Genomic DNA, 20412 nt, shown 5'->3' on the forward strand with positions numbered 1-20412 from the left:
CTCCCCCTTTCGATGCACAACGGTTAGTTGTACTCATAAAATCCTTTGCCGGTTTTCTTACCTAGCCAGCCTGCTTTCACATATTTACGCAACAATGGACATGGGCGATATTTATCGTCACCAAATCCTTCGTGAAGCGTTTCCATAATATACAGACATGTATCCAGACCGATGAAATCAGCGAGTGTCAATGGTCCCATCGGGTGATTCATACCGAGTTTCATCACTTCATCAATCGCTTCAGGCTCAGCCACACCTTCATACACTGTATAGATCGCTTCGTTGATCATCGGCATCAGGACACGGTTTGAGACGAATCCAGGGAAGTCATTCACCTCAACGGGTACTTTATTGAGTGCTTTCGTCGTATCTTCAATCATTTTATATGTTTCATCCGTTGTAGCGAGCCCGCGGATGATTTCAACAAGCTTCATGACCGGTACCGGGTTCATGAAGTGCATTCCAATCACTTTTTCAGGACGATTTGTCGCCGCTGCGATTTCTGTAATCGGTAAAGATGATGTATTCGTTGCCAGTATTGCATGTTCGGGAGCGATTTCATCAAGGTGCGTGAAAAGCTTGTTTTTGATATCAATGTTTTCGACAACCGCTTCGACAACAAGGTCGACGTCTGACGCGTTATTCAGATCAGTTGAAAGGTTCAAACGACTTAGAACCGCATCCGCCGCTTCTCTCGTCATCCGCTCTTTTTCCACTTGGCGGTTCATGTTCTTCGTGATATAAGCCATTCCTTTTTGTACAATATCATCTTTCAAGTCATGTAAAACCACGTTGAAACCAGCTTGAGCAAAAACCTGTGCGATCCCTGCTCCCATCTGTCCTGCTCCGACTACCATTACTTTTTTGATTTGCATTTGGATCCTCCTCGTTTATTGCTTCTCTACTTCGACCATGACAGCATCGCCTTGACCACCGCCGCTGCAAATGGCTGCGATTCCGATTCCACCACCGCGACGCTTCAATTCGTGGATCAACGTGATGATGATTCTTGCTCCGCTTGCCCCAATCGGGTGTCCGAGTGCGACTGCACCGCCGTTGACGTTCACTTTTTCCGCATCAAGCTCTGCGATTTGCGAGCTGACCAGGGCTACTGCGGCAAATGCTTCGTTCACTTCGAACAAATCGATGTCATCTAATGATTTTCCAGTCTTTTTTAAAAGTTCGTTGATTACGACCCCAGGTGTTTGCGGGAAGTTTTCAGGTTCCAGCGCGATCGCTGTATGACCCAGAATCGTCCCCATTGCTTGTTTGTCTTCTTTCTTCGCACGTTCTTCAGACATGAGGACGAGCGCTCCTGCACCATCGTTGACGCCAGGTGCATTACCTGCTGTGATCGAGCCCTGTGGATCAAAAACCGGCTTCAGGCTCCCAAGTCGTTCGACTGTCGTGTCTTTTCGCGGTGCTTCATCTTGCTCAACAACAAGCGGATCACCTTTACGCTGCGGCACTTCCACTGAAACGATCTCCTCCGAGAGCTTTCCTTCCTCAATTGCTGTTACAGCACGTTGATGGCTGCGGTAAGCCCACTCATCCTGCTTTTCTCTCGTCAGGCCGAATTCGTTGGCAGTCGAGTTGCCGTAATTCCCCATGTGCACACCTTTAAAAGCACAAGTCAGGCCATCAGATACCATGGAATCGACGACTTTCGCATCGCCCATCCGTAATCCCCAACGTGCTTTCGGCATCATATACGGAGCATTACTCATCGACTCCATACCGCCTGCAACGATCACTTCTTCATCACCGGCACGAATGATCTGGTCTGCAAGCGTCACGCTGCGTATACCAGAAGCGCACACTTTGTTGATCGTTTCGGTTTTGACTTCCCATGGGATATCCGCGTAGTTCGCCGCTTGACGAGATGGGATCTGCCCCTGTCCGGCCTGCAGGACGGACCCCATGATCACCTCATCGACATCCTTTGGTGAAATGCCAGCGCGTACGAGTGCTTCCTTGATTGCAACTCCTCCAAGTTGTGAAGCGGTGAGTGAACTGAGTGCGCCGCCGAATTTGCCGAATGGTGTCCTAACGCCACTAACGATTACTGTCTTCCCCATTTTCATTCCTCCTCTGTAAAAGTGAACTGCATAATATCGAATCACGACAACAAATTATCACAACAAGAATCAGAATTATCGCGACAAAAACGGATAAAATCACGAAAAAGTCAGAAAAAACTGCGACCTTTCCCTTCGAGCGAACGCTCAATCGGACCTCTGTCATAGAAAGAGATCAGGAGACGATTCACACCGTCTCTGATCCTTTTCCTAATCCAGTCATTGCGCGATACGCTGTTTTTCGCTACCTAGTACGGATTTCTCTAAAATTTCCACGACGTCTAGCGTCTGGACGTTATCTTCGACTTCTTTCGCTTTCGTTCCATCACTCAACATCGTCAAGCAGTAAGGACAGCCGCTTCCGATCATGGTCGGATTGACTTCAAGCGCTTGCTCTGTACGTGCCACATTGACACGGTGGCCAGCGTCCTCTTCCATCCACATCATACCGCCACCAGCACCACAGCACATTCCGTTTTGGCGGCTGCGGTTCATCTCGACGACTTTGACACCCGGAATCGCTTTCAAAATGTCACGTGGTGGTTCATAAACCTCGTTGTAACGTCCGAGGTAGCAAGAATCGTGATACGTGATCGTTTCATCGACTTCATGAGTTGGCTTCAAGCGACCTTCTCGAATCCAATCTGCCAACAACTCTGTATGGTGATAAACTTCGACGTCTTCAAGACCGAAGTCAGGGTATTCATTTTTAAACGTGTTATAGGCATGCGGATCGATCGTGATGATCTTCTTCACATCATGCTTTTTGAATAGCTCGATATTTTTCGTCGCGATTTCCTGGAACAAGAACTCGTTTCCGATACGGCGTGGTGTGTCACCAGAGTTCTTCTCTTTGTTACCGAGGATCGCGAACTTGATGCCGGCCGAGTTCATCATGCGAGCAAGTGACAGCGCTATTTTTTGACTGCGGTTGTCATAAGAGCCCATTGAGCTGACCCAGAAGAGGTACTCGAACTCTTCTCCTGCTTTTTCAACTTCTTTTACTGTCGGGATATGGACATCTTCATGTCCGTCACGCCAATCTTCACGTTCCTTACGGCTGAGTCCCCAAGGGTTCCCTTGACGCTCGATGTTCTGGATTGCACGCTGCCCATCCGCATCCATCTTCCCTTCTGTCAATACGAGGTAACGTCTCATGTCGATGATCTTGTCGACGTGTTCATTCATGACAGGGCACTGGTCTTCACAGTTACGGCAAGTCGTACAAGCCCAGATTTCTTCTTCTGTGATGACATCGCCGATCAAGTCGATCGTATATTCAAACCCACGGCTGCCTTCCTCTACGGTTGCAGCTGTTTCTTGACTTCCTTTCCCTTGTGCGGCGATCGCGAGCTGGTTACCAGTCGTATTACTGAATGCGACAGCTGGAACCCACGGTGTACGTGAAGTGACCGCTGCACCCTTTTCTGTTAGATGGTCACGGATCTTGATGATGAGATCCATCGGTGAAAGCATTTTTCCGGTACCTGTCGCAGGACAGACATTCGTACAGCGTCCACATTCGACACATGCATACAAGTCCACGAGCTGTTTCTGGTTGAATTCCTCAACCTTACCGACACCGAATGTTTCTTGTGATTCATCTTCAAAGTCAATTGCCGCCAGTCTTCCCACCTTATGTGTACGACCGAGGAATACGTTGATCGGTCCAGCAATCAAATGAGCATGCTTCGATTGCGGTACGTAAACTAAGAAGGTGAGCAAAATCAACAGATGGACCCACCAGGACACATAGAACAAGACGACTGCACCGGTCTTTCCAACCCATCCGAATAAAAAGGCGATCACACTCGCCACTGGGGCTGTCCAAGAGAGTTCAAGGTCATGCCAGATGATCTCCATACCGTTTCCGAATAGGACGGAAAGCATCAACCCTCCGATGAACAACAGGACTAGTCCAGCTTTAAATCCCCGCTTCAAACGAACGAGCTTTTCAATATAACGGCGGTAAAATGCCCAAATAACTGCCACAAGGATCATCAGCGTCACAAACTCCTGGAACAACGTGAACGCTGGATATATCGGACCGAATGGCAGGTGTGACTCCGGCTTCAGACCCTTCCAGATCATATCAATAGCACCGAACTGTACCATGATGAACCCGTAGAACATCATGACATGGATGATGCCGCTTTTCTTATCCTTCAATAGCTTTTTTTGACCGAATACGTTCACTAAAATCGATTGAAAACGTTCTTTCATCGTGTGGTCGAATTCAGCTTTCTTTCCTAGTTTGATATACTCGTACCGCGTTTTCACAACATAAGTGAACAAATAAATTCCGTAAGCGGTTACAAAAAGGAATGCAAGCCAGTTGATGATCAATAATGTATCCATGACTTCGATTAGCCCCCTTCAGTTTCTCATGTGGTTACAATAGCAAAGAATATTAGGACTTCAATTCAGAATGAAACTAATTTTCTGACATTATTATAGCACAAATTTTAATGAATGAGCATTCAGTCGACGAAATTTTTCCGAAAAATTTCAATTTTCTTTGGGATCCCTTCACCCTCATTTTTTGATAGATAAGGCCTGGATTGGGAATAGTAAGAGCACAAATCGTCTGTCATTCGAGGTGTGCTGAGAAAATGTTCATGACTATCGTCGTTATTATCGCATTGCTCATTCTTTGGGGTTCGATCGACTTTTATCTAGGATGGAAAAAACACTCAAAAGAAACGAATCAGCTCTACCTCCCACCTGAAAGAGGAAAAGCCGAGCTGATTTCTGAAGGTGTCCCTTTCTTTTCCAAATTATTTTCTGACTTGAAGGAAGCAGAGTCTTTCATTTATGTTCAGTTTTATATCATCCGAAATGATCCGCTCGGGCAAGAATTGTTCCAAATCTTGAAAAAGAAAGCTTCTGATGGTGTGGCTGTTTATTTAGTGTTTGATGCAATCGGAAGTTATCAGTTGCCTAAAAAAACACTTGAGAATCTCAAAACCTGCGGGATCAGGATATTGCAGACTGAACCTCCTCGTTTCCCTTTTCTTTTTTACACCTTCAACCGGCGGAACCATCGGAAAATCACCGTGGTCGATGGAACGATTGCTTATATTGGTGGGTATAACATCGGCGAAGAATACATCGGAAAAAATCCAAAGCTTGGCCATTGGCGGGACTATCATTTGAGATTGACCGGAAAGGTTGTCGAGCAATTCGTCAAATTGATTCAATGGGATTGGAAGGAATCGACGGGGGAATCTCTCGAAATAACACCTCTCACCAGTGAGAATACTGGCGATGAAGCGTTCGCATTGCTTGCGACCAACGGTGAACATATGGAACAGTTCTTTTTGAACAAAATCGAGGAAGCCGAAAAATCGATTTTCATCGGTTCACCTTATTTTATACCTGGAAAGAGACTTGTTCAGGCATTGAAAAAAGCAAGTAAAAAGGGGGTCAGAGTGACGATTTTGATTCCAATGCGATCCGATCACGCTTTCGTGAAAGAAGCAGCGATTCCCTATCTGCTTCCGCTTCTTGCAGCTGGCGTTGAAGTGTACCGCTATTACCCTGGCTTCTACCATTCCAAAGTCTTCTTGATCGATCGGAAGTTCTGTGATCTCGGAACAGCGAATTTCGATAAACGGAGTTTTTATTTGAACAATGAAGTGAACTGTCTCTTCACGTCAACTTCACTCATCCAAAAGATCGAAAAGGTACTTGAGTTTGATCTGCAGCAATCCGAACGATTGACGCTGCCGGATCTCCGTAAACGCTCAATTTTGGAAAAAGGCAAAGGGTTCCTGGCGCTTTCGATTTCCCGCTTTCTTTAGATAAGGCTTAAATCATGATGTCGACTTTGCGAAATTCACTTCCGAGAGCAAGCCCGGGGCCGACATGCTCACTTGCACGTATACTGCGGGTTCTCTTCTGGGATCGCTTTTTCCACAGGAATATCGTAAATTCGTTCATCAACAAAAGCTTACAAAAATTAAATGGTCCACAAAGAAATAACCATGAAATTTAAACAAAAAGGATGAAGTGTGATGTGGCTCGCCTTAATTGTGGGAGCGATTGCTGGTTCGTCAGTTTTCCTTGGTGCATTGACCGGCCTCAATGTCAAATTCCGCGAAAAATATATTGCGATGATCATGGCTTTCGGTGCAGGAATCTTACTTGGTGCTGCCGCCTTTGAGCTTCTGGCCGAATCTGTTGAAAGAGGGGGAATCATAGCTACGACAATTGGATTTTTATGCGGAAGTATCGTGTTCACAAGCTTCAACCTCTATTTATACAAAAAAGGTGGACACAAGCGGAAAAGCTCTGATCGTAACCCACAGGACCATTCAGGGTTGGCGATCTTTTTCGGAACGTTGTTGGATGCAATACCGGAATCAATCATCATCGGGGTCAATATTTTACAACAGGGTAAAATCGGCTGGTTGTTTTTCATTGCTGTTTTCATCAGCAATTTTCCTGAAGGCCTTTCCAGTACCGTCGGATTAAAAAAGAACGGTTACTCACACACGAAGATACTCAGTATGTGGGCCACCGTCTTTGTGTTGACAGGATTAAGTGCTCTTGCCGGCTATTTATTTCTAAAGAATGCGATGCCTGAAACGATTTCAGTCATCAATGCCTTTGCAGCTGGCGGAATCACTGCGATGGTCGTTGATACGATGGTGCCTGAGGCATTCAAGAAAGGCGGCCCGCTCGTCGGTTTCATCACTTCACTTGGTCTTCTGATCTCGCTTGTTCTCATTCAGCTCCAATGATCATGCGGATACCTTCGAGTGCTGTTGTGCATATTTCGGAACAGAGTCCTTCACCACGACTGTATTCGCAATGACGTCATGTAATGATTTCCGATCAGGTCGTATCATCATCATTCCTATACTGACGAGAAGCAGCAACCCAAATGAAATCACGTAAAAGAGTGGAACTACTCCATATCGGAGGATCATACATAAAATTCCGGGATCGGTTCCTTTTCGCATTTCGATACGGATCCCAGCCATCCATTTTCCAATCGTGTATCCACCGGTCAAAACCGGAATGATCAACCAATAAAAGATTTCTACAGCAACCGTGATCCAATCCCCTCTCCAAGTTCCAAAAACGAGAAAACTGATAACACTCAAAGGAGCCGTTACGATAACCAGATCTACAATCATAGCCAATGCCCGCTGCGTTAAAGATGCATATACTTGGACACTTGGACGCCGATGTCTCTTCACTTCGTCCATCCGCTTCTCCTCCTCGAAGTACAGCTTGTTTAACTACTGTATGCGATTGACTGGATAATATATCGTCATCTTATTTCTGAACTGATGAATTCATGGACTAGATGGTTGAAGATGTTCCACTTACGGATCGGTACTTCGTGGAATGCATTCTTGACAATAGCGATGTGCGGCTGCTGCAAATGGTGTCTGTACACTTCTTCGAAGATTTTGATATGCACAACACGATCTCCATAAATCACGAGTACCGGAACTGAAATGTGCGATAATTGATTCAGGCAGGAATAGGTGTATGAGGCTTGATAGAAGTCGTACCAATTTTTCTGATTTGTCTTACTCACTGTTTTCCACAGGAGCTCTTGTTCTTCCTTCTTTTTCCCATGACTTATCACTAGAATTTTCGAAAGAAGAACAGGTGAAAATTCCAATAGCTTCATCCCCGCAAGGAATTCAGCTTTCAAGAATGATCTCACATAAGGAAAACCCCCGCTTAAAATGAGACCGAGAACCCGGTCAGGATGGGTGATTGCAAAATGCTGCGCGACCGACCCACCTGCAGAATATCCGCAAATGATCGCTTTTTCCACATTTAATTGATCCAGCAATAAAAGCAATTCCTCAGTCAGACTTTCGATGGTGACTTTTCCATTTGTCGCGTCACTGAATCCGTGCCCACACATATCATAAGTGATGATCCGATAAGAGGAGGATAAATGTAACTGATGCATGAATACACTTTTCCCAAGCCCAGGAGGATGAAGGAAAACGATCGGAATCCCTTCTCCCTTACCCTCTATACTTATTTTACGGCCTAATACCAATTGAACAGACATCTAGGTAATCCCCTTTTCATCTGGCTCTGCCACAACGTTTTGGTTGAATATCAATTAAAAACCGCGACGTTGATGACAGTGGCTATCCATTTAATAGCAGAGGCATTACCGTGATGACGAACTTATAGCCGAGATAGATTCCAACAATCCCAAGGATGCCTGCAAGTGCTGGCGGAGCAGGGATCGGTAGCTTGAAGGCAGCGAATACGACCCCAACGATGAAGCCGCACAATATTGATAATAATGCAATTTTCATATGAAAAATCCTCCAGTGTATTTCCTTGCCGTCTAAAGAAAGTCGTTTACTCGAATTGTGTACTGATAAAATGAGATGAAAACCTATTGGAGTGGAAATGTACGAGACTCCTACAGGAAAAGCTAAGCCAGACCCCGCAAACGAATTAAGGATCTTCGACTAAATACCACCAGTCCTGAGCTGAAGGCTTGCAGATTGCCCGCGGAAAACGAAGATATTCCCGAATTCTAAAAACCTGTCATTTGAAAAACAACCTTCTTTTAAAAAGATAATGCTCTCTGCTATATAGTATGACAGAGAGCATTGTGAAATATGTCCTTACATTTTTTCTGGTGCAGAAACCCCAATCAATTCTGTTCCGTTCTTGATTGTTTGCTGAACGGCTTTCATCAACGCATATCTTGCTTTACTTTGTTCAGGGTTTTCATCATCAAGAACTCGTTCTGCGTTATAGAAGCTGTGGAGTGTCGAGGCAAGCTCAAACAAGTAGTTCGTCATCCGTTGCGTCGACAAGGACAATGCAGCCTCTTCTACCGCTTCAGGGAACTCCCCTAGCTTTTTCAACAGATCATATTCTTTTTCTGAACGAATCGTGGAAAAGTCCACTTGTTCCTCGAATGAATAGCCTTTTTCTTTTCCTTGACGAAGCATGCTGCAGACGCGGGCATGCGCGTATTGAATGTAATAGACCGGATTTTCGTTGGAACGGGATACAGCAAGATCCATATCGAAATCGAGATGGGAATCGGAGCTGCGCATTGCGAAGAAATACCGCATGGCATCGATGCCGACTTCATCCATCAGTTCCCGCAATGTAACAGCCTTACCAGTCCGTTTACTCATCTTCACTTTTTCACCGTTCTGGAAAAGACTGACGAGCTGGATGATCTGGACTTCGAGCTGATCACGCTCATAGCCAAGAGCCTCAACTGCAGCCTTCATACGCGGGATATAACCGTGATGGTCTGCACCCCAGATGTTGATGACTGTTTCAAAGCCTCGCTTGAACTTATCGAAGTGATACGCCATGTCAGGTGTCAAATAGGTATAAGTTCCGTCATTCTTGATCAGTACCCGATCTTTGTCGTCTCCATAATCGGTAGTCCTGAACCATGTCGCACCATCTTTCTCATAGGTGACGCCTTTTTCTTTCAGTAATTCAAGTGTTTCATCTATTTTGCCGGATGTATAAAGAGATGTTTCGGAATACCATTCATCAAAGAGGACACGGAATGCTGCCAGATCTTCCTTGATTTTATCCAGTTGTTTTTCAAGGCCAAATTCCCTGAAAAATCGTAAGCGTTCTTCCTGGTTCAAGGTGACATATTTGTCGCCATCCTTTTCTGCTACCTCTTCCGCGAACTTGATGATATCTTTGCCGTAATACCCGTCTTCCGGCATTTCAGCTTCATGGCCTAGAGTCTGTAGATAACGGGTTTCAAGAGATAACGCCAGGTTGTGAATTTGATTCCCGGCATCATTGATATAATATTCCCGAGAAACATCATAACCTGCTTTATCGAGAATGTTACAAAGTGTATCTCCTACGGCTGCTCCGCGAGCATGGCCAAGATGCAGGCTTCCTGTCGGGTTGGCGGAAACGAATTCGATCTGGACCTTCTTTTTCTGTCCTGTTTCAGTATCCCCGTATTTATCGCCTGCTTCGATGATCGCAGGGATCAGGTTGGTCAAGTAATGGTTGTCCAGATAAAAATTAATGAAACCAGGTCCTGCGATTTCGATTTTTTCAATCGAGGCTTTCGTTTGATCGAAGTTCGCAACCATTTCTTCAGCAATTTGACGAGGTGCTTTTTTTGCAATACGCGCGAGCTGCATCGCCATGTTCGTCGCGAAATCTCCATGGTCTTTGTTCTTCGGAAGCTCAAGAACAACTTCTGGGAGCTGATCTTCTGTTGCCAAACCAGCTTTTACGACCGAATCGGCAATTTCGTTTTTCAGTTGTTCCTTCACCTGTTCTACAATCGTCATCTTTCTTCCCCTCTCAGCTTGATAAGCATTTGGTGGTAGCCAGCCTCTTCACCCTGGAAGAGCACCTGATATTCCATTGATAAATGACCCTTCAGTTCTGCTTCGTTCCAATCGAAATCCACCTTTTCCGTCCGGGTCGCGATCTGGATCGGACCATAAGGACTGCCATAGGTCCCTTCCTTTTCGGCTCCAGGAATAAAACGCTGTCGCATAGAAACTGCTCCCTGGCGGATGATGGTGATCTCATCGTTTTGAATTTTTATCGTCGTATTCACTTTGTCCGCTTCATTGATTACTTCTTCATAGCGAAGGTAGACAGCATCATTTTTCCTGTATAACGTTCCACTCGAAGATAATGAAGAATCTTCTGTTGTACCTGACTCAGTGATTTTCGTATGTAGCTCGACTTCGATAGGGATCGTCATATTCATACTGTCCACACCCTTCTCTTCATTAACTTACCCATTATAATAAAAAAGCTCCTCCTCTTTCAAGGTTCAGCGCTAAGACGTTTCATCGGAAAATTTTACTATAAATGAAGTTCGATTCTTCTTATTGGGTGATTCTTGCTCCGTATCGGGTAGCGATACGCGTGAAATCGTCTCTGTATCGGCCTCGTATCGGGCAGCGATACACAGGATATCCGTTAACCATCAACGGATAGCGGCAGAACTACCTCGACTGTGGTACCTTCCTCTTCACTGCTGGAAAAATGGATCGTTCCTTTATGATCTTTGATGATCTTGAAGCTGACCATCAATCCCAAACCTGTGCCCTTTTCTTTTGTCGTGTAAAAAGGTTCCCCTAGTCTCGACATGCGGTCCTTTGGAATGCCAGGACCCTGGTCTTTGATTCTGACAAGAAGTTTCCCATCCTTTCTCATTCTTGACGAGATGAAAATCTTTCCTCCATCCGGCATGACTTCGATCGCATTTTTGATCAAATTGATGAAAACTTGCTTTAATTGATTCTCTTCGCAATCTATCTTTGCAGCATCCGCCTCCAGATCAGTGATGAATTGGATATTATAAAGGTTTGCCTGTCCTTCTAATAGCTTCAAAACATGACGAATAAGGTTGCCTGCCCTCTTTTTCTCGAAGCAGATGCTTTGTGGTTTCGCCAGCAAAAGCAGTTCACTGATGATCTGTTCGATCCGGTCCAGCTCGGACAGGACGATCTGATAATAAAGCTCCTCCTCCTCAAGCCCGTTCTCCATCATCTGGACAAACCCTTTGATTGAAGTCAACGGATTTCTGATTTCATGGGCGATTGCTGCTGCCAGCTCCCCCACGACGGTCAGTTTTTCTGATCGCCGGAGCAACTCCTGTGACTTTTTCTCATCAGAAATATCCCGTAGAATCCCATACATACCGATGATTTCATCGTCGACGATCATCGGGAATCCGACAACCCGTACAGTGATCGTTTCACCATCCTTACGCGTCATATGTTTCTCGAACTTCACTGTTTCGCCTTGAAAGATCTTTTCGTAATTAGCGACGACTTTCTCTTTTTCATCCACCAGCAGGAAATCGGTATATTGCCTTCCAATCTGTTCTTCTTCCGTAAATCCTGTGATAGTAACGATCGCTGGGTTGACGGATGTCAATTCACCGTTGAGATTGATAGAATAGATGCCGTCTGGATTATGTTGAAAGAGGGATCGGTAACGTCTTTCACTATGGAGAAGCGATTTTTTAGCTGAATTTTTTTCGGTGACGTCCCTGAACACAGCGAGAACATAAGTGTTCCCATTCTCTTTAATCGGGATTGATTTCCCTTCAGCTTCTAGAATCTGTCCATCCGGCCGTACGAATTTGATCGGAAATAATTGCGTATATCGTTTTCCTTGCATCACGTTTCGAACGCGCTCTTGTGACTCTTCCCGATAATCCGGATGAATGAATTGGGAAGGGAGTTTCCCGATGATCTCGGATTTGTCCTCGATTCCGAGCATCTCGACAGCCACATCATTTACATACAAAACTCTTTCCGAATCATGAAGACACACCGGATCAGGGGAGTGTTCGACAAGTTGTCTGTAACGATGTTCAGATTCAAGCAATGCTTGTTGCGCTTGATGCAGTGCCGAATTATTCATCGCAAAGCAAAAAGCGCCAGAAACCTTATGTTCAGTATATATAGGCAGATGGGAGAATTGGAAATCGACTACCTCCCCATTGCTTGTTTTAAGCGATAAGTCCGTTGTAATACGTTTTCCTTTCAGGACATTTTTAAGACATGTGTCCATATCCACATCATAGCTGGTGATGAGTGCGTTAAAGACATCCTTTCCGACAAGCTCCTCTTTTTTGAATCCAAGGACATTTTGGACAGCAGGATTAGCATTAGTGATCCGCCCCTCCAAATCTATTGAAAAGATCGGCACAATGTTCTGATGAAAAAGGGACTCATATGTTTCTTGATTCAACGATCGCAATCCGCTTTCATGATGAGGAGGCGGGCGTTCATCTTCCGGCTCCGCCGTCAGGGGCTCTATTTTTCGCACAAGCAGATCGATACAACCGTTCATATTTTTTGAAATGTAGATTTCAGCAGAGCATCCTTGTCGATCGAGCCCCACTGCCTCCGTCTCGAACCAGCCATCTTCATAACGACTGCTGAATTCCAGGCTCGGAAAGAATTGAAGGATATTTCTCCCGATAAGTCCTTCGTTTTCTATGCCTATCCAGCTTATGATCGTTTGGTTGGCATATTGAATTGAACCATCTGGATTGATCTGTAAAAAGCCGTCCGACAGTTGATCGATGATTGTTTGGTTGAGCTCCATTAATGCGGAAGGTGTCCTTTGCACGGTACTTGCTCCTTTATCTCACTTAAGTCATGTATACAAACTTATGTAAATATAATCGTGGCATAGTACAAGCCACCGATTATTTTTCCTACCTAACTAATTAGACTTTTGCAAGTAATCTCCTTCTCCCGCTTCCCATTTGTCATCAAGCGATAATTTTTATAGCAATATCCACGGTATCTGGCACTTGTTTGCCTTTGTCATAAAAAATAATTAGAAGACAACTGTTCCGCTATTCGTGGCAAATAGAGGGGATTCCAAAAATTAGAGGACAACTGTTCCGCTATTCGTGAAATTACCGACCATTTTCTGATGATTTCAGCCGAATAAGGTCTCTGGTGTCCTCTATTTTTCCAAACCAGAAGCTTTTGAGGTAAATAAGGTCTCGCGTGTCCTCTATTTTTTCGGCTACCCTACTTGTTTAGGATTTTCAAACGAGTAAAAACCCTTTCAGAAAGCGTTCATCTTTCTAAAAGGGTTTTAATTTCAAGCTCACTTATTTCACCCAGCCGAGCAGCATTTCTCTAATGAATTTGCTTGCGGCAATTGGTGTTTGTTCGGAATGGTCATAAACAGGTGCGACTTCGACAATGTCTGCACCGATAACGGTCACATCTGACTTCGCAATCAGCACGATCGCTTCCAGAAGTTCTTTCGAAGTGATGCCGCCTGCTTCTGCTGTTCCTGTTCCTGGAGCATGGGCAGGGTCAAGCACATCGATATCGATCGTCACATAAACATTGCGGCCGGCAAGCTCCGGTAGTACGGTCTTCAACGGTTCCGCAACCTCGAACTTCGACAGATGCATGCCTGACTCTTTCGCATACTGGAATTCCTCTTTCATCCCAGATCGGATTCCAAACGAATAGACATTCTCCGGTCCGATGAGCTCACACGCTTTTCGGATCGGTGTCGAATGGGATAAAGGCTCCCCTTCATAGTCTTCACGCAGATCGGTATGGGCATCGATATGGATGATTGCAAAATCGTCGTACTTTTTATGAAGCGCTTTAAAGACCGGCCATGAAACAAGGTGCTCTCCGCCGATTCCAAGCGGAAACTTCCCCGCGTCTAAAATTTTCCCTACATATTCCTCGATCATATCGATACTACGCTGCGGATTTCCAAACGGCAGCGGAATGTCCCCTGCATCATAAAACCGGACATCCTCTAGCTCACGATCCATGTACGGGCTATATTCTTCGAGGCCGAGTGAGACTTCACGGATTTTAGCAGGGCCAAATCTTGAACCAGGGCGGAAACTGACCGTCCAGTCCATCGGCATCCCGTAGATGACCGCTTCACTATCCTCGAAACTAGGATGACTCTTTATGAACACATTTCCTGAATAAGCTTCTTCAAATCTCATGGCTTCCTCCTACTCGACTAAATCCCGGACGAATTTAGGGAGTGCGAATGATGCAGTATGCAGTTCTTTTGTATAGTACTTCGTGTCGATTTCATGAAAACGTTCTTCCTCCACTTTCAAAGGATCCTGTTTTTTCGATCCGATCGTGAACGTCCATAAACCACTTGGATAAGTCGGGATGTTCGCTGTATAAAGCCGCGTTACAGGGAAAATCTCTTTCACATCACGGTGCACTTGAGAAATGAGATCCGCTTTAAACCAAGGGTTGTCGGTCTGCGCAACGAATACACCATCCTCTTTCAAGGCTTTTGAAATCCCCTCATAGAAGCCTTTTTCAAACAATTTAGCTGCTGGACCGACTGGCTCAGTCGAATCGACCATGATGACATCATACTCGTTTTCACTTTTGGCGATGTGCATGAATCCGTCATCCACTTGTACATCAACACGTGGATCATCCAGATCCCCGGCGATTTCAGGCAAGTACTTTTTCGAATACTCGATGACTTTTCCATCAATTTCAACAAGGACTGCTTTTTCCACGGAAGGATGCTTCAACACCTCACGGATCACACCGCCATCTCCACCGCCGACAACAAGGACGTGTTTCGGATTCGGGTGTGTAAAAAGAGGAACGTGAGCGACCATTTCGTGATAGACGAATTCATCCTTCTGTGTCGTCATGACCATGCCGTCCAGAACAAGCATGTTACCAAACTCTTCTGTTTCGATCATGTCCAAACGTTGAAAATCCGTTTGTTCCGTATGTAATGTCTGCTTGATTTTCGCAGTGATGCCGAACTTCTCTGTTTGTTTTTCGGTATACCATAATTCCATTCCATTCACCTCATTTTTATTTCTTAAGCTTTGCAAAATTTTATTTTTAATCAGGAAATTTCTTAGACTTTTTTAAATCTCATTTCGCATTGTATCACAAGGATTTGACCAGTTTCGAAATTCAATCTGACTCTGTTCCATAATCGATCATCTATTGTCCGTTTCCCTCAGTCATCCATTTGAAACTTCCAAATTCATAATGTGCAAGAAAAGTATACTCGATTGCCCTATTTTTGCAAGAGAATTTTATAGCTAAATTTTAACAGACTCTTTCATGTCAACGTTTAGAATCCTTAGAACCCTCCCATACTAGTAAAGAAAACTTGGCAAAGCCAAGCCTTAGCGTAGGCTGAGCCATCGGTAGAACTTATACTATCTTCTTAAACTTTTCTACTGCATTGGATTCGTCATTTTACTGAAAAGTTATCCTATCCAATCGTGTAGAGATACGTGAGTAAAGGGGGGACATGTCATGGAAGTCATAACGGTCGATCGTCTGATGAGAACATGGAAAATCGTTTGGCTCTGGCTTCGTACATTATTGATATTTTCATTGCCTGTTCTATTGATCGGTTCCATATTCCTTATCACGATCAATCTCATTGGCCCTCCACCGTTGAAAGTTCCTCAGACAACGGTCTTTTATGGATCAGATGATTCGATCATCGGGGAGTATGAACCACTTGGTCAAAATCGCTTCTGGATAAAACTTGACAATATTTCCCCCTATATGACAGAAGCGACGGTTGCTGTTGAGGATAGGAGATTCTATAGCCACCATGGATTTGATTATAAAAGGATCGCGGCTGCCATTCTGGCGGACATCCGGGCAGGCTCTAAAGTGCAGGGCGCGAGCACGATCACGCAGCAGTACTCTCGGAATCTATTCCTTGCGCCAGATAAAACGTGGGAACGGAAGCTGAAAGAAGCCATTTATGCAGCAAGGATCGAAGCCAACTATACAAAAGATGAAATCCTTCAAGGTTATTTGAACACCATCTATTACGGACATGGGAATTACGGGATCGAAGCAGCCTCTCAATATTACTACGGGAAATCTGCGAAAGATTTGAACTTGGCTGAATCAAGCATGCTGGCTGGTATTCCTAAAGGACCGTCCTATTATAGTCCAGTCGTCAATATGGATCGTGCAAAAAAACGTCAAAAAATTGTGCTTGATGCAATGGTCGCTACAGGTGCGGCAAGTGCAAAAGAAGCAGCTGAAGCCTACGAAGAACCATTAGAAATCGTTGGGAAAGCGAACTTGCCGGTTGAAAAAGCATCTTACTTTCAAGATGAAGTCGAATACCTTTTGAAAAATAAAATCGGATTGGATGCTGAAGAAGTAAAGCTGGGCGGTTACCACGTCTATACGACCCTGGATCCGGAATTACAGGAAAAAGCAGAGCACTGGGTTGAAAAATCGATTCCAAGAACTTCGAATATACAAGTGGGCATGGTCGCCTTAGATCCGAAATCCGGCGATATCAAAGCGATGGTCGGCGGCAGGGATTACCTGGAAAGCGCTTATAATCGCGCAACCCAGGCACGGCGAGCACCTGGATCCACATTCAAACCATTTCTTTATACCGCTGCTTTGAAGAATGGTTTTACACCTTCTAGTCTGTTGATGAGCGAGAGGACGACGTTCTTTGAAGGAGAAGAGAATGAGTATACACCTGAAAATTTCGGCAACCATTATGCCAATGACAACATTACATTAGCTCAAGCGATTGCTGTTTCTGACAACGTTTATGCAGTGAAGACCAACATCTTCATCGGTCCTGAACAGTTAGTTGAAACGGCCAAGGATTTTGGTATAAAAAGCGATCTGGCTCCGCTCCCGTCGTTAGCACTCGGTACAAAGCCGGTCGGGGTCCTTGAGATGACATCTGCATACAGTGTATTTGCGAATAATGGTTTAAAAACAGAACCAAGATTCATCAAAAAGATCGTAGACTATAAAGGAGACGTCGTGTACGAGCAAGATATCGCGAAAAAGCGAGTCGTCGAGCCGGAATACGCATATGTGATGACAGACATGATGAAAGGCGTTTTCGATGAACGTCTTAATGACTATACACGAGTCACGGGTGCTTCCATCAACAGTTTGGTTGATCGTCCGACAGCCGGGAAAACTGGCTCTACCAACTATGATAACTGGATTATCGGTTATACGCCTCAGCTCGTAACTGGTGTATGGACGGGATATGATAAAGGTAAAACATTACACCCGTTCAATGATGTCCTCTACTCGAAAAACATTTGGGGGCATTTCATGAAGGATGCGATGGCAGGGCGACCGGTCGCACAATTCCCTAAGCCTAAGGATGTGGTCGGCGTGTATGTCAATCCAGATACAGGCTTGCTCGCGAGTGACAGCTGTCCTGGAAAAAAGCTTTCGTATTATATCGAAGGGACAGAGCCTACGAAGTATTGTACAGGTGATGCTGACAATAAGGAAAAAACAATGCCGGTTTCTCCAAAACCAACAGAGGAAAAAGGCTTTTTCAAGAAGATTTGGAACTGGATAAGAGGTTGAAAAGCGGATTCGTCCGCTTTTTCCTTTTTGGGGTTATTGTCTGAACTGTTCATGAAGGTATGGCTCGAAAAAGGGATTGACTCATGATGAGCCAATCCCTTTTTCTGTCCTAGTAAATATGTGTGTAAAACTAGTTTTCATTTTACTCGATTTCGAGTTCGGCGCACAGGTTTTTCACATTTTGTTCAAAAACTGTTCAAAGAAATCTCAGTTACAACGTTTTGGCAGAAACGTTGTTGTTCTTGAAAGTCGTTTATTTGTAGTCTCGCACTCTGCAATCAACTTGCACAAGGTTGTTTTTTAAAAATGACTCAAAAGCAGCAATCTTTTAGAAAAGAGCGTTGCAGAAGACTGCAGACAGGATTTAAAGGGCGTTCTTCACGTCCTCGCTCGCCCGTTCCCAGAACTCCTCGTTATGTTCGATCAAAAACTTTTTCAACAACGCTTTCGATTTTTCGTCCATGCGGTCGACGACGACTTTTTTCTTAAGTGCTTTATCCATATTGTTCACGTGTTCAGGCATGCTTTTATAGCCTCGTCTTGCTTCTGCATCAACCTGGAGTTCACAGGCTCCAAGTCCGGCATAAAACGGCCCTTCATTTGAAGAATCGACCATCACCCATACGAGCCAGTACAGTTTCGGATTCGGTGCATCTTCTCGGTTCGCCGTAAATTTGATTCGTTTCTCAACCGAGCTTCTGGCGTGCAATGCTCCCATATCAACGAAAACTTCTTCATCTGCAGGGTCGACAAAGATTGGCGTCAGGTTGTTGAGGTTGATTGTGCCAACACCATAACCGCCGTGTCCATCTGTCGAATCTCCGCTTAATATTGTAAATCCTTGTTTTTTCTTCGGCTTTTTACCGCCATCATCATTATTTTTATTGTTATTGTTTTCAAAGAGATCTTTCACGTCCAAAACCTCCCATAATTCTCTAATTATATCTTCTAAAAACGAACATCCTCTATAATGTATGATTTTATCTTATCATACTATTCAGTTCTTATGAATGATTACGGATTAGCTCTTGCATTCTGAATTAAAAACGAATATTATTATGGATGGTTATTATAATTGTTCGTATTTTGGGGGTATATCTTATGTTTACCAACTTTTTTAAGCTACAAGAAAACCAAACTAACGTTAGAACCGAATTAATTGCTGGTTTGACGACATTTTTGACCATGGTTTATATCGTCGTCGTCAACCCGGGTATTTTAAGTGAAGCCGGTGCTCCTTTCGATGCTGTGTTCATGGCAACGATCATTGCGACTGTCGTGGGAACGCTTTGGATGGGCTTGTTCGCCAACTACCCGATCGCAATCGCGCCTGGAATGGGGTTGAATGCCTACTTTGCGTATTCTGTCGTCGGTGGTATGGGTGTCTCTTATGAAATAGCGTTCGGGGCAGTGTTCATTGCCGGTATTTTGTTCGTGATCCTATCACTGACACCTTTCCGTGAAAAACTGATTGAAGCGATCCCTTCGAACCTGAAGCACGGAATCACTGCTGGAATTGGATTATTCATCGCATTCATAGGTCTCAGACTGACTGGTCTTGTCGTTTCCCATCCACAGAACCTTGTCGGATTAGGGGATCTCCACTCGCCACAGGTCATTTTAACTTTAGTTGGACTTGCTGTAACACTGATCCTGATGGCGTTGAATGTGAACGGTGCCTTGTTCCTGGGGATGGTTGTCACTGGAACCATCGCTTATTTCACTGGACAGCTAGAATTTAAGGATGGTGTGGTTGGATTACCATCGATGCCGGATGCTTTCATTTTCGGAAACCCGATTACTGCTATCACGGATATGTTCACCTATGGTCTTTATGCTGTTGTATTTTCATTCCTGCTCGTTACGATTTTTGATACGACCGGGACGATGATCGGGGTAGCTGAACAAGCTGGCTTGATGAAAGGGAATAAAATGCCGCGTGCACGTCAAGCGCTTCTTGCGGATTCTGTCGCTACCTCTGTTGGAGCGATTTTCGGAACAAGCCCGACAAGTGCTTATATCGAGTCATCCTCAGGTGTTGCAGCAGGCGGTCGTACCGGAATGACCAATATGGTTGTCGCATTCCTGTTCATCGTCGCAATGTTCTTTGCTCCGCTGGTAGGGGCGATTTCTGGACTTGCTGCCATCACTGCTCCAACTTTGATCATCGTTGGTAGCTTCATGCTGTCAAGCCTTTCGAAGATCGATTGGAACACTTTTGACGAATCCTTCCCTGCGTTCCTGATCATATTGACGATGCCACTTACATCAAGTATCGCAACAGGAATCGCACTTGGATTCATCTCTTATCCACTTTTGAAAATCGTTCGAGGCAAATGGCGTGAAGTTCATCCTCTCGTCATGCTGTTCGCCGTATTATTCTTCATCCAATTGGCATTTGTGCCGCATTAATTAAAAGAGTTGATTAAGGAATCGTCTGAGTGCGATTCCTTTCCTTTTGCCTATTTTATGAAAATTTT

At 44.6% G+C, this 20412-nt stretch carries 16 protein-coding genes; 4 read left to right on the plus strand and 12 right to left on the minus strand.

Annotated features, from left to right (window positions below; all coding sequences use genetic code 11):
* Positions 1–23 precede the first annotated feature (23 nt).
* The 3 genes from N8M93_RS08950 to N8M93_RS08960 form a co-directional block, all read right to left on the minus strand.
* Positions 24–875, minus strand: coding sequence for a 3-hydroxybutyryl-CoA dehydrogenase (locus N8M93_RS08950; RefSeq protein ID WP_261131124.1), 852 nt, complete (start codon positions 873–875; stop codon positions 24–26).
* 15 nt (positions 876–890) lie between these two features.
* Positions 891–2078 carry an acetyl-CoA C-acetyltransferase gene (locus N8M93_RS08955; RefSeq protein WP_261131126.1) on the minus strand — a complete coding sequence of 396 codons (1188 nt, stop codon included), beginning with the start codon at positions 2076–2078 and terminating at the stop codon, positions 891–893.
* Between the two features lie 219 nt (positions 2079–2297).
* Positions 2298–4436 carry a (Fe-S)-binding protein gene (locus tag N8M93_RS08960; RefSeq protein ID WP_261131127.1) on the minus strand — a complete coding sequence of 713 codons (2139 nt, stop codon included), beginning with the start codon at positions 4434–4436 and terminating at the stop codon, positions 2298–2300.
* Between the two features lie 254 nt (positions 4437–4690).
* Between N8M93_RS08960 and cls the strand changes: the two genes are divergently transcribed.
* Both cls and N8M93_RS08970 read left to right on the plus strand, forming a co-directional pair.
* Positions 4691–5881 (plus strand): cardiolipin synthase, encoded by a 1191-nt coding sequence (gene cls / locus N8M93_RS08965; protein WP_261131128.1) that lies wholly within the window; start codon positions 4691–4693, stop codon positions 5879–5881.
* Between the two features lie 213 nt (positions 5882–6094).
* Complete coding sequence (locus tag N8M93_RS08970; RefSeq protein WP_261131130.1) at positions 6095–6823, plus strand: ZIP family metal transporter; 729 nt, start codon at positions 6095–6097, stop codon at positions 6821–6823.
* Here N8M93_RS08970 and N8M93_RS08975 read toward each other — a convergent pair whose 3' ends face one another.
* The 8 genes from N8M93_RS08975 to speE all read right to left on the minus strand — a co-directional run bounded on the left by N8M93_RS08975 (position 6824) and on the right by speE (position 15390).
* Positions 6824–7294 (minus strand): RDD family protein, encoded by a 471-nt coding sequence (locus N8M93_RS08975; protein ID WP_261131132.1) that lies wholly within the window; start codon positions 7292–7294, stop codon positions 6824–6826.
* 65 nt (positions 7295–7359) lie between these two features.
* The gene (locus N8M93_RS08980) at positions 7360–8124 is read right to left on the minus strand and encodes an alpha/beta fold hydrolase (RefSeq protein WP_261131134.1); all 765 of its coding nucleotides are present in this window, start codon (positions 8122–8124) and stop codon (positions 7360–7362) included.
* 82 nt (positions 8125–8206) lie between these two features.
* Positions 8207–8380 carry a XapX domain-containing protein gene (locus N8M93_RS08985; RefSeq protein WP_261131135.1) on the minus strand — a complete coding sequence of 58 codons (174 nt, stop codon included), beginning with the start codon at positions 8378–8380 and terminating at the stop codon, positions 8207–8209.
* 318 nt (positions 8381–8698) lie between these two features.
* On the minus strand, positions 8699–10369 hold the full coding sequence (gene argS, locus N8M93_RS08990) for an arginine--tRNA ligase (RefSeq protein WP_261131137.1): 1671 nt from the start codon (positions 10367–10369) through the stop codon (positions 8699–8701).
* On the minus strand, positions 10366–10800 hold the full coding sequence (locus tag N8M93_RS08995; RefSeq protein WP_261131138.1) for a DUF1934 domain-containing protein: 435 nt from the start codon (positions 10798–10800) through the stop codon (positions 10366–10368). Before N8M93_RS08995 ends, argS begins: the two co-directional genes overlap by 4 nt.
* A gap of 215 nt (positions 10801–11015) precedes the next feature.
* Positions 11016–13184 carry a PAS domain S-box protein gene (locus N8M93_RS09000; RefSeq protein WP_261131140.1) on the minus strand — a complete coding sequence of 723 codons (2169 nt, stop codon included), beginning with the start codon at positions 13182–13184 and terminating at the stop codon, positions 11016–11018.
* Between the two features lie 496 nt (positions 13185–13680).
* Complete coding sequence (speB, locus tag N8M93_RS09005; protein WP_261131142.1) at positions 13681–14553, minus strand: agmatinase; 873 nt, start codon at positions 14551–14553, stop codon at positions 13681–13683.
* Between the two features lie 9 nt (positions 14554–14562).
* Entirely contained in the window at positions 14563–15390 is an 828-nt protein-coding gene (speE, locus tag N8M93_RS09010; protein ID WP_261131144.1) for a polyamine aminopropyltransferase, read from the minus strand.
* Positions 15391–15862: 472 nt separating this feature from the next.
* On the opposite strand from speE, the gene N8M93_RS09015 reads away from it, so the two are divergent.
* Positions 15863–17932, plus strand: coding sequence for a transglycosylase domain-containing protein (locus N8M93_RS09015; RefSeq protein ID WP_261131145.1), 2070 nt, complete (start codon positions 15863–15865; stop codon positions 17930–17932).
* 364 nt (positions 17933–18296) lie between these two features.
* On the opposite strand, the gene N8M93_RS09020 is transcribed toward N8M93_RS09015, so the two are convergent.
* Positions 18297–18845 carry a YwhD family protein gene (locus tag N8M93_RS09020; RefSeq protein ID WP_261131146.1) on the minus strand — a complete coding sequence of 183 codons (549 nt, stop codon included), beginning with the start codon at positions 18843–18845 and terminating at the stop codon, positions 18297–18299.
* A gap of 188 nt (positions 18846–19033) precedes the next feature.
* Here N8M93_RS09020 and N8M93_RS09025 point away from each other — a divergent pair, with 188 nt between their 5' ends.
* The gene (locus N8M93_RS09025; RefSeq protein ID WP_261131147.1) at positions 19034–20344 is read left to right on the plus strand and encodes an NCS2 family permease; all 1311 of its coding nucleotides are present in this window, start codon (positions 19034–19036) and stop codon (positions 20342–20344) included.
* Positions 20345–20412 lie beyond the last annotated feature (68 nt).

Source organism: Bacillus sp. Marseille-Q3570 (assembly GCF_946151055.1).
Classification (GTDB): Bacteria; Bacillota; Bacilli; order Bacillales; family Fictibacillaceae; genus Pseudalkalibacillus.